This is a genomic window from Aeromonas sp. 603079, from assembly GCF_049172135.1.
Lineage (GTDB): Bacteria > Pseudomonadota > Gammaproteobacteria > Enterobacterales > Aeromonadaceae > Aeromonas > Aeromonas veronii.
Genome location: NZ_JAAKPX010000021.1, coordinates 81599 through 93630 on the forward strand (window position 1 = coordinate 81599; position 12032 = coordinate 93630).

Here is a 12032-nt window from a genome sequence, read left to right on the forward strand (position 1 = left end):
ATTATTACGATATTATTCAGATTCATCATTATCAAATGAATTTATATTTTCAATTTCAGTGGATGTCTCGTTACAATCACTAGGTGTAATCACTAGCTGTTCATAATCAAACCAATATAATAGTGATGCATTGAGCTTATGAGCCACATTTATTATAGCCAGGTTTTCAATATTGCTCTTTGATTTACCAAGCATAGCAATGTCTTTATCCAGTCGCTTAATTTCTTCATTTTTTAGATATGAAAAATATGCTTTTCTAGCATCAGAAACAAGTTTTAAAAGCGTAACTTTAGTTATACTGAATTTTTCAAAAACCTCAAACAATGGGGAAGCATTCAATATTTCCAGAATGAAATATCTAAAAAATACAAAATGCTTTGTGTCCATTTTTGATATTAAATTAATAGGATTTTCTATATTGGTTGAAAAAATGTCCAGACGATCTTTCCCTTTTTTATTTTTTTCCAACAATCCCGTATTAAAAACCTGAACAAATAATTTTTCGAATTCTAGATCTTCTTGTTTTACCGAAGCAAATTGGCGTAACGTCATATAAGTTAACATCAAGCCAAGGTAAAATGCATTTGTATTGGTTTTATTATATACCTCTACACTTGCTTTAGAATTAGTAGGAATTTCATTACCTCTTGTTGCATAGTACATCTTGTTTCTTGTTTCATTGAAACTCGTCTCCCTGTGAGAGACTGATTGCCAAGCTTTTATTACATCAGGTTTTTCTAGTGAAAGTTCTGATGCACCCGTAGTATCACTCTCAAACTCAGACCAGTGTTGATATGTATCTCGTAGCGTCCAATACACACCAACACCACTATAGATTGCTTCTTTTGCTAAAGCTCCGACAGTATCGTCATCCAACCAATCATGCTTTAGCTTATTTAATGCATCAATATGAACTTTATATGGATGAATATTGGCAGTTATATATGAAAGTTGTTTTCCAACTTTCTCCCAGAAAAGGTCTTTTAATCTTGGTAGAACTGAAGATGAAAAACTATCATTTTTTATATCATCCCTATTATATTCTCCTTTTTCATCTGAAATCATATATGGGATGTTATTTTCTATATCAAGCTTCTTTCTAAAAAATGCATTTTTTTCCGTCCAATTAGCCTTACCGCCAAAGGATATATTCATATTATCAAGGTACTTAGATGGGCCAAAAGTCATCCGTAATACAGCCAATGAGAGCATATTCAAGTTAATCAATGCACTCCATTTCCCTGGACGAGTATAACTACTGCCTTCACCAGGGTAATCATATTCAATAGCATAGATAGGAAGGCTATTATCTCCACCTTTTGATCTATTCAAAACTTCCCTAGTGAATATGTCAACCAGAGAGCTATCTGATAAAAGTTTAATCCTAGACTCACTAGGCTGCCTTGCATTTTTATTAACATCAACAAACAATTTTCTAGCAATCTTGAACGGTTTTGTTTCAGTTTCAGGGAATCTTAAAATTGTTACAGGAAACTCCATTTCTTTTAGTTTTTCAATTGAGCTATCTCTATCACCTAAAGTTTCAAATAACCGCTCAATTCGTTGTTTATAATAGAATTGGAATTTAGCCCCCCCATGCTGTGCCTTTTCCCATCCTTTAGATGTAATCGTTCTATATAAAGCAATTAATGCCATAGCCCTATGTTGCCCATCTATAACTACCAATTTTGTTAAATCGGAATTCCATTTATAACGACCTATGTTTAGAGGAAGATTTTTTTGAGTATTTGGATTTACGAGAGCCTCTCGGGACATATAATCGCCATAGATTTCTCCACTCCATGACGCAAAGTCACTATCGGTAAATTTTATACCATGAGGGAATTCTCCATCTAATCGTCCATCCTTGTATGGTAACAATACTGCTACAATCGGAGGAAAATATGATGGACCATTTTTAGACTCTTGCAATAAGTAAGGAATTAGTTTTGTTGCAACACGATGATCATCTAAATCACGTTGAAGAATTTCATTAAAATCTAATTGAGTTGCATCCACTATTTCCCTGATTGGAAGTAAATGCTTAGTCAGTTTTGACGACTCATCATCTGCATTTACCTTTAGTGTAGCTGTTGTCATTATATATTCAACAGTACCAGCAATACTATTAAACGTACCAAGTCGACCGGTTGCAACACAATCAAACTCACTCTTTTTTACACTATCATAATTAAATAGATCGCTCATGTTATCGCTCTCCTAATTTTGGTGCGTGACAACCGTTCAAAACCCACTCGACAAAATAACATAATAAACGCAAGCCAGGATCCTCTGACTCTGACTCTGACTCTGACTCTGACTCTGACTCTGACTCTGACTCTGACTCAATAAAAATAACCCAGACCATTAGGTTTGCTGGTCGAAACTTCCTATGAATAGCTCGTTTAGCAAACGAATCCAATTCGTGAGTTTCAATATCATTGGCCCCCCCTTTGGTAAGCATGAATACTTCATCTAACTCTCTTTTATGTTCATCTAGACGCCTATATAAATTTCCAGTTGAACCTATATATAAAGGTGATGCTATATATGGTACTGTAGCCTTAAACATTTCGACTATTATTTTTTTTGCATCTTCATGTTTAAAAAAGCCTAATTCATCAAGCTTCCTAATCTTATTTGTTAGATTTGAACGCCATTCTTTGTGGCTGTTTTCGTCAATTTGATGTTCCCACCGGTGATAAAATGATGCCTCTATCTTCACGTCAAGAATAGGTGGATGATGAGCAGTCATATAGCCACTCATTATATTAATTAATGACTGAAAGTTATCATCATGAGATATATCCATCTCACCAATACTTGGTTTGGCATACCATGCGTAAATTCCTGGTTTATTTTTGGCCTTGTGCAGCTCAGTATACTCTAATACTTGGGTACTTATCTTCATTTAATAAGCTCATTTAAAACATTTAATACTTCACCAAATTTATCCATTTCAATATCAGATATTTTTGCACTACTAATAACATCATATTGACTTGAATATTCAACAACCATATCCAGTTGTCTTTTTAATCTTTGTAACTCACTATATGTCGATTTATCTATACTCTGTAACAATGAAATATTATTTTTAGATGAAATAACTAGCTCTCCTAACGACAGGCTGACACCACTATGTATAGGGTGACCAATGACCTTATCTAAAATTAAATTTATGTCAGCATTCAAGAAATCAATAATCCTAAACAAATCTTCTTTTTTAGAGTTTCGCAAGGAGATTTCTACCTCACGTGTTTTCTCTTCTTGTTGTTTTTGCAACGCCTCTGTAGATAACCGCATTTCCTTTCTGGTCTCATTCAATTCATTAAGCTGCACCCATATAGCCATTACAACACCAATTACACCGACAAATGAAAGCAATGGTCCAGATATATCAGAAATAATACCACTAAACTTCTCAATCTCATCAACTGAGGACGGGTAACCGAACGACATAAAATAAAATATAACTGGAAGCATTATAGACATTAGAGCAAAAACAATCAGGCATAACAGCCTACTTAAAAACTCACGCATTATAACTCCCAAAACGCTCTATCCCGCATCATAGATACCTTTTTATCTCCATCAATATAGAGACTAAAGTGCTTATCCAGCTTACGGATGGTTTCCATTAATTGTTCTTGCTCGGTCTTATCATCTTTATTAAAGATGGCCTTGATATCGGCATTCTTGATTTCGGCGACGCGATGCACCACCCAGGTCAAAATATAAGAGCCGTAGTTGTTTTCCCCGGTTTTAAAGTGACTTAAGTCCTGGGTTGAGAGGATCACCCCAACCCCGTACTCGCGTCCCTCTTTCAGGATCTTGCGCAGGCTGGGGAAGTCCTGCGACATGAAGTTGTCGGCCTCATCGACCAGGATCATCTTGGTGATCTGGCGATAATCGCCGTTGACTTGCGGTTTGCCGCGCTTTTGCATCTGCGAATAGAAGAGATCCAGCGTCAGAGCTACCACCAGGTTCTGGATCTGGGGTGAGTAGCCCGCCAGCTCGATCACAGTCACACCATCGAGCAGCTCATAGAGGGAGCTCACCTTATCCGGCATGGTTTCGAAGATCTCGTAAGTGACCAGTGAGTCGAGCGCGGCATAGAGGGAGTCCTCCTCCACCTTCTCCTGCTCAAGATAGAGATCCCACACTTGGGCCAAGGTAGGCGCAGGCCTTGACCAGGTGCTGGCGTCAGACTTGCTGATCCCCGCCAGCTCATAGGCATCGAGGATCAACTTGCGCAGTCGCAGCTGCTGCTTGGGCCCGAGGCCAAAAGCTTTGGCCAGGGTCTCGGCAAACCCGGTCGCGGTATGCACCGGCAACATCGGCATATCGCCATAGAGCGAGAGCGGATTGTACGGCAGGCGATACAACCGCAGCCGCTTGCTCTGGTTGGCCTCGCTAAAAGCATCATCCACATAGTCAGATTTGTAATCGAAGATCAGCAGACCGATCCGTGCGCCTTCGACGTTGTTGTCTTGCTGGCGCATCAGCTGGGTGATCAGCGATTTGGTAAACTGGGTTTTGCCGGTGCCCATGGTGCCGATGATGCCGGTATTGGTATTCATAAAGCGGGCGGTATTGGTCGGCTCCCAATAGAGCGGCGTTTGCCGCAGCGCCTCGTGGCCAAACAGGATACGCATGGGTTTTGTCGGCTCGCCGGTCAGTCCCGTTTCCACCGGTACTGGGGTAACCGGGTCGGTGTTTTGGGTATCAGTGGCTGCTTCCACTGGCGCCATATCCACCGCCTGATTGCCCCCTTCTGTTGGCTGCGGTTGAGAGCCGGATTCAGGCTTAGCCGCCTCTTCTCTGGGCCCCAGCAGATATTGTTGGTCTACATGGCACAGGGTCACCAACTCATCAAGCGCAGGAGCGCTACAGGCCTGAATAAGGCTACCCAGCAAGGCGTAGGGCAGTTCAACCTGCAATACCCCCCGCTCGGTCATCTGGTAGTGAGGCACAAAGAAGCTGTCGTTTTCGATATGGGCGACCACAAAGCCTTCGGGATAGTCGGGCACGCTGGACAGGGTATATTCCCCTTTGAGCCACCACTCCCGCTCGGTCAACAGCGGTGCAAGCTGCGCCGGCTGCATCACTTCATAGAGGCAAAGCTTGTCGACCTGCATCAGCACCTGGCGAATAAAGAGACCACGGTAGAGCCGCGCAGCCAGGGTATTGGGGCCAAGTACTTCTTCCATCAGGTAACGTTTAAGCTCCAGAGCCTGTTGCCCGGCATAGGCAAAGTCAGGTCTGGCACCGGTCTTGACCTCCAGAGGCAGCAGATAGAGTTGCTTGCCCTTGAAGCCGACAAAGAGCACGTCATCGGAAATGGCCCCTTTGCGATACCCATGCACCTGACGGGAGAACTCGCTGTCGCTCATCTTGAGGCCAACATTGCCGGAGACGCGGATCATCTCGGCCACAGAGAGGGGGACCCAGCAGATATCGGATTGCCGCAACAAGGCCGAGACAAACTTGTAGGCACCGATGATGCCGTTCTTCTCTTTGCGCTCCTTGTCGTTGGCCGTGAGCAGCTTGAGCAGCCACTCGCCGTTGAAGGCATTAAATTCGGAGAGCAACGTCTCACCTTGTCCGTGACCCTCTTTTTGCAGCAAGCGTTTAAAGAGGTCTACCTGCTTGGTTACCGTGATGGCGTCATAACCGGCCGCACTGGTGTATTGATCCGAGTAGTGGATCAGCACCACATCCTGCTGACTGGTGAAGAAATCGAGGGTTACCTTGGGATCGATGATGGTGGTCCACAGTGCGCTGTCATAAGAGCGGGTCAGCAGTGCCTTGAAATCGGCACTGACCGCCAGCCCCAGGCTGGTTGCTAGATACTGGGCATTGCTCTGGCTGGCCGGTTGCCACAGGTTGCCCAGCAGGCGGGCCACCCGCAGCGACTGTATCCCTTGATAGGGCACGCCACGCAGACCAAAGGCGGTGAAATAGGCCGCCCCTTTCGTTTCGGCCGCTTCCCCGGCGATCAAGCCATCACACAGCACACCACTCAGAGCTTCATCGGTATTGATGGGATGGCACTCTACCGGCTCCTGGTTGCGGAAGAACGCCAGATGGGCATAGGCAAACTGCTCACGCTCGTTGGGCAGGGTGAACTTGCTGTAGGTCAGACGGCTGCGGATAAGGTCGATCAGCATATCGGCCTCAGCACGCAGCGCAGTGGTGTTCAAGCCAAGCCAAGCTTTCAGCTCGTCATAAGCGGCCGTTTCGGCAAAGCGGTCGAAGTCATTGAATTGCAACCGCTCATCGTAGAAGTTCACATGAATGGCGATCGCCTGCTCTTTGTGCAGCTTGAAGTGCTCGATCAAACCGAGGAAGAGCTCTGCCGCACTCGCCTGATTGATGGCATTGACGATCAGGGTGCTCTTGGCCCCGGCACTGAACAGCCGGGAATAGGCCTGGGTAAACTCGGCCAATTTGTCGCGCACCAAACGCTTGATGTAGCTGTAGCTCTCCTGCTTTTGTGGCACTACATCGAGCCAGAAGCTGTTCTCCCGCACCGGCAGCAAATGGGCGTAACCAGAGTCATTGTCATAGACGAAAGGCAGCAAGCCAGATGCCACCAGGCGCTCGCGGGTCACCTCTGGCAATTCGGCAAAAGAGCTGACGCCATCTTCATCGCGATCGGCTTTTATCTCGGCCACCAGTTGCAGGTGATAGGCAAGTACCAAGGGGTGCAGCGGGCTAAGGCGGTGCCACTCATCCTGGCGGCACAGACCGATGCGCATCAACTGTTTGTGCTCGAGCGCCAACACCGCATTGGTCGGTATCTCGCTTAATGCCGCTTCGTAGGCATCCAGCACCCGCTGCACCAGGGCGCAATAGCTGTCACCCCAGGCCACCAGGCTCGGCAAGGTTTTATGGTGTTGCAGATAGTCAAACAGGGCGGCATAAGCGCCATGCAAATCAGGGAACCTTGCACTAATCGCCGCAAGTGGCATTGGATCGGCAGTCAGACCGATATACAAGGCCCGTTCATCAACAATCCTAGCTTCGAGGTTCAGCAGCTGCTGGCGGATCCCGGCCACACCACTTTCGCTGTTATCGAAAATGATCTTGCCTTTGGCCCGCAGATACTCGGCATTACGGTCATCTCTGAGCAGCTTGGCGAAACGGTCCCGGTCAAACAGCAGCGGAACGCAAATACTCTCATCGGCGGCCGGGCCTTCAATATTGATGGGCAAGCGACGCTCGCCATTGACCAGCTCAAACTGGATTTGTTCGCTCTGCTCGGCCAGCGCATCAAAGTTCACCCAGCCACAGGCGCTGCAGTCCACTTCGCCCTCATCGTCAACCAGATGCATGATGGCGTCTTGCTCTGGGTTGACCTTGAACTTGTTCTCTTCCAGCAGCAGGGTCAGCCACTTCTTGCCCGCATCAACTCGGAAGCAGTGCAGCAACTCATCGAAATAGAAATCCCCCTGCTCTACCACTAGACAGCGGAACTTGTACTCTTCGGAGCGGTTATCGCGTTTAAGCTCAAGGCTAAAAAAGGTGGGTTCTCCTGTGACGGGCAAGGTCACCGTCGCCCAGCAACGTTTACCACCGACACGGCTGACAGAATAAGTGACCGCATTTTTGAGCGGCCCATTGTGCATCAGTTTGAACTGGCTCTCGTCCAGATCATTACCGATGAAGGTCAAAGAGAGGTTGAGGGTTTTCTCTCCCGGCGGGAGCTGGATCAGCAGACTCAGGTCACGTTGTCCCGCCTTGCTCTGGCTTTTGGCTCTTTGTTGCAGTGAACCACTGTCAACGGCCACCTCTTCCAATAGCAACTTTTGCGCTTTGTTGGCGTCAATCTCTTTTAGGTAGGCCTCGAATTCCAGATCACGCCAGCTCTCATCCTGAAAATGCTGGCGGATAAACTTGGCGCTGAACTCTTTCAGGACACTCTCGAGCTGATCGAGATCATAATGCTCAACCGCATCTTCAATCTCGCGTCGCAGCTTACGGTTTGCTTGGAGCCGCTTGCTGATCTGGGCCTTCTTGCCACTCCAGCTCAAAATGACCGGGTCATTGAATAGCTGAAGCTCATCAAACTCCAGAACACCATCTTGATCAAGTGCACTAAACAGAGGAGCAAAACCAAATACAGTCGCCCCCTCTTCGGTGATGAGGGCCAGTTGCTCTTCAAGCAGGCAGGCTGACAGCTCCTTGTTACTGCTGCCAACATCAATCAGCGCGCCAAGCTGCTGCGAGAGACTATCCGGATGCCAGACAGCACCGGGCGCCCCCAAATCAAGCGCACTGTTGATCAGAGTATCCAGCATGCTGTTGTGGATAATGAGCAGGGCAGCTTTTTCAAATTCTGCACTGCGCCCTGCGACCAGATCACGCAAACGGGAAATGTAGTTTTCGGTAAATCCCGGAGCCTCACCATGCAACACAGGTAAAACCCGCACGCCATTGCACTCTACGTATGGCAGGTCAATGCCATCGGCCGTAGCAAGAGTATTTGTGGCAGCAAAGGTCACCAGTGACTGATAGAGCACCAGACCGTTTTCTGCACTGGGGGATTTGAACTGGTAACGAGAGCCGGGTTCAATGTCGGCACTGACCCACTCGATGAAACGTTCGGCCAGAAAATGCTCAAAGGGTCTTGCGGACATATACGGCGTCTCCACTGTCACTCATTCGTTCTACATTGCCCATGCGCTCATAGAAGCTGACCAGTTGCTGCAATGACTGGTTATCAAGATAAAAACCGCGCTGCTCGAAGCCTTTGCGCAGATCGTGCAGGCGCAGCTTGTCGGCCTTGCCGATGGTGAGATTGGTCAACAGCAACAGCTGATCCTGATTCAGCACCAGAGTGCGGCCAGCGGCCCCCCGTGCCTGAATAAAATCACTGAGCAGCTTCTCCTCCAGCTCTTTGACATATTTCTTGTTCACGCCGCCACGGGAGGTATTGGCATCACGGAATTGCTCCAGAGCCAACTCTTTGAGCTGCTCAAAGGCTTCTGCCACGCTGTTTGTGAGAGGGCGCTCAGGCCGTAACCCACGCTTCTCTCTAAAGGCCTGCAGATAGTTGTTCAAATCTTCCAGCAACTGAGTCTGGTCAGCATATTGCGTGGCATCGTGATAAACCTGCCAAAGCGGTCTTTTCTTGGCATCCCCTGGCAACTGGAGCACGTCAAGGGCGGAAAGCAGCGGGAAAACCCGCTCGCTGGCAGCAGCCAGCAGCTTGTAGCCAGAACGTTTTACCGAAGTACGTTCAGAGCTGGCCTTTTCCGAATCGAGAATAAAGTAGAGAGGCTTGCTTTGGGGCTCATGTTGCCAATCGGTCACATTCAGTGCCAGCTGAGCACAGTAAGCAAAGGCATACAGCTTGAGCGTGCCAGGCAAGGCTTGCAGCAGATACTGGGGATGCGCAGCCAAAAAGCGAATATCTTCACGAAATACGGCATTCAAAAAAGGTAGATAAGGTTGCTCATCCTCATTTTTTACCAAGCTGCCGCTTTGCAGCCTGCCTTGCAAAACGGACAACAGTTCTTGCTCGACAAAGTTGAGCTTGTCATCGAGCGCATCTTCCAGGAAGAAATCCCCCAACAGACCTGCAAACAATTTGCACAACCGCGTATCTGGTGCGCTGAGATCGGCTTGCCCACTCTTCTTCCCTTTGGCCTTGAACAACAGGAACAGCGGTGAAATATGAAAGAGTGCATCATTTGAAAAATAGGCTCGCTCAAGCACCTGCCAAAAATCAGGATCGTCGAGCTTGCCTGCAAACCGGGCTTTGCACTCCTCCTTAAACTGCTCGAATTCATAGGCCGTCACCTGCTTGCGCAAGGAAAGCCCGAGCACGACACCTGTCACGGTATCCCAGTCAAACTCATTGCCTTTGTTGCGAATGGGCCAGTAGTTGGTGAGCTTGTTTTTATCAACCGGAGCTAATCCGACAGGAATTGGATACAGAGACATGGCTATCTGGTTCCTTCTACAGTGATCATGCCGTCATCCAAACCAAGACGGTAATGCTGATCACCTTCGTAATAGTGAAGAACAGGGCTCTTTTTAGCGACAGCGCGGATTTGCTCAACCATCTCATCAAGCAACACGATGGCATTCTTGTCGTACTTGTTTGGTCGATAGCCATTGTTGAGCTTGCAGATCAGCTCAAACAGATTGAGGTTGATTGCCATTGGTGCCAAGGGCTGATCATCAACCTTCAGATAGGCGCTGAAATGATCGTGTTTCTCGACATGCTGACGCTGAATTGCGCTGTAATCAGCTTTCAGCTCGACAGGTGCCGCGACATGACACTGGCCAAATTGACCAAGAGAAAGCTCTCGCTTTGACAACTCAGGGGCATTGCGGTTGGCATACACAAAAATGGCCGGGATCAGCGCTTTCACATAGAAATTGCGCAAGGCCAGCTGGCTTCCACCCTCCCCAAGATACTGACTATGCTGCAGCCAGACAGTGGCATAGTGTTCAAGTACCTGCTCTTCAAAATCGACTTTGAATTGGTGATGGTAGTTATTGCCAAGGTCACAGTCCTTAAGCAGATAAAAAAGGCGCAGAAGGGATGCGGCTTGACCCGCTTTATCACGAGGCTCGTTGAATATGAGCCCCAGTTTTGCCAGCTCGTTCATAAAGGCATCCAGCGCCTCATCCGGTAGATTCAGCTCATAACGCAGCACAAACTGGTCTACCGCTTGGGTATGAATCAAGGCAGGATCAAAGTCAGCAAGACGCAGGCTTAGCTCGCTGTCTTTAGCCAGAAACAGGTTGTCAAAGAGGTAATGCTCCCCGGCCAGAAGCTGATGGAGCAGATCCAGCAAGGCGCGAGTCGTAATGAATTGATCCTTGATCAAACGGGTTTTGAACAGCGTGGTAATGATAATCTCTTGCACGTGCTCATTGGCCAACAGCCTGAAATTGGCGATGAGGCGCATGTCGCGTTGGCGTTGCTCATCTGCAAGGGCAATAGCATGAAACAGATTGTCATCGGTTGGCTGAGTTAACCGCTTGAGCAGTTGACGCATAAAGCTTGAATAGCTGCCAGCGTCATCATTAAAACGAAATTTTGGATAGGACTCGAAATCCAGAAAGTGATATGCCCCTTGCGTTCTCTCGCCACTATCCAAAAAACGCTCGATCACGCCACGCAACTCACTGTGCCGCTCAGCCCCTTCTTTGGCAAAGTTGGCCAGCATACCGATATTGATACCAACCACCAGGGGTTGAGCCCCGTCTCCTGCACGATCAAAGAGTTCGTTTAGCGCATCGATTGCTGATTGATGAGGCGAAAAGCTATGGGTTGCATCCAGATGGAAGGTATATCTGTTTTTATATTGGTCATAGCTACGTGACAATATTTCAGATTTGCCATCACCACTACTGCCGCATAAAAACACACATTCACCAGGCAGCAATGCACGGAGACACTTCTCAAAGTCATGCTCGATTTCGGGTGTAACGTAGAGATAATCCTTGAGGTCATCAAACAGATCTCTCTGACGTTGTGTTGTCGTCTTGACCGAGAAGGAAGAAGATTTAGCCAAAACCCCGAGGGCCTTGCGAAGGGAGATTGTGCTCACGGTATAACCCTATCATTTCATATCTGACAGATACTAACTGATTGAATCATTGGGAGACTACAAGAAAGGATGAGTCTTTGTATGAATCCTTGACGTTCGTCAAATCTGAACTCACATTTGTTTTTATCTTATACAGGCACATAGTCCACTTATTCAGCTATTAGTCTAAATTTCCCTCAGCACAAATAGCATTACTCTTGAGATTTTCTTGCCGTTTTTTCCCAAATCAACCTGTATGTCATTACCTCCTCTCTACCCCAGATGAACGCTACACTTGGTGCTTTCTAGCAGGCTGTAGTGGTCAACTAAATCCGGACACTTGGTTAGTGTCCCGTCCTGAATATGGTTTACACCTTTCCCCCCCAATAAATGGAGAACCCGATGGGACAAGGTGTGAAACGGACACAGCGCGATTACTCACTGACTTTTAAACTGGCACTGGTCGAGCAGATTGAA

At 47.2% G+C, this 12032-nt stretch carries 6 protein-coding genes; all 6 read right to left on the reverse strand.

Annotation, left to right across the window (positions count from 1 at the left end):
* Positions 1–12: 12 nt before the first annotated feature.
* Genes G5287_RS16005 through dptF form a run of 6 tightly spaced genes read right to left on the reverse strand, consistent with a single transcriptional unit; the run spans position 13 to position 11576 of the window.
* The gene (locus G5287_RS16005; RefSeq protein WP_421231547.1) at positions 13–2208 is read right to left on the reverse strand and encodes a hypothetical protein; all 2196 of its coding nucleotides are present in this window, start codon (positions 2206–2208) and stop codon (positions 13–15) included.
* Between the two features lies 1 nt (position 2209).
* On the reverse strand, positions 2210–2911 hold the full coding sequence (locus tag G5287_RS16010) for a hypothetical protein (RefSeq protein WP_421231548.1): 702 nt from the start codon (positions 2909–2911) through the stop codon (positions 2210–2212).
* The gene (locus G5287_RS16015; RefSeq protein WP_421231549.1) at positions 2908–3543 is read right to left on the reverse strand and encodes a hypothetical protein; all 636 of its coding nucleotides are present in this window, start codon (positions 3541–3543) and stop codon (positions 2908–2910) included. Before G5287_RS16015 ends, G5287_RS16010 begins: the two co-directional genes overlap by 4 nt.
* Positions 3543–8645 (reverse strand): DNA phosphorothioation-dependent restriction protein DptH, encoded by a 5103-nt coding sequence (dptH, locus tag G5287_RS16020; RefSeq protein ID WP_421231550.1) that lies wholly within the window; start codon positions 8643–8645, stop codon positions 3543–3545. The genes G5287_RS16015 and dptH overlap by 1 nt, the downstream gene beginning before the upstream one ends.
* Positions 8626–9954: a DNA phosphorothioation-dependent restriction protein DptG gene (gene dptG, locus G5287_RS16025; RefSeq protein ID WP_407958481.1), complete on the reverse strand. Its 1329-nt coding sequence runs from the start codon at positions 9952–9954 to the stop codon at positions 8626–8628. The genes dptH and dptG overlap by 20 nt, the downstream gene beginning before the upstream one ends.
* A gap of 2 nt (positions 9955–9956) precedes the next feature.
* Complete coding sequence (dptF, locus tag G5287_RS16030; RefSeq protein ID WP_421231551.1) at positions 9957–11576, reverse strand: DNA phosphorothioation-dependent restriction protein DptF; 1620 nt, start codon at positions 11574–11576, stop codon at positions 9957–9959.
* Positions 11577–12032: the final 456 nt, after the last annotated feature.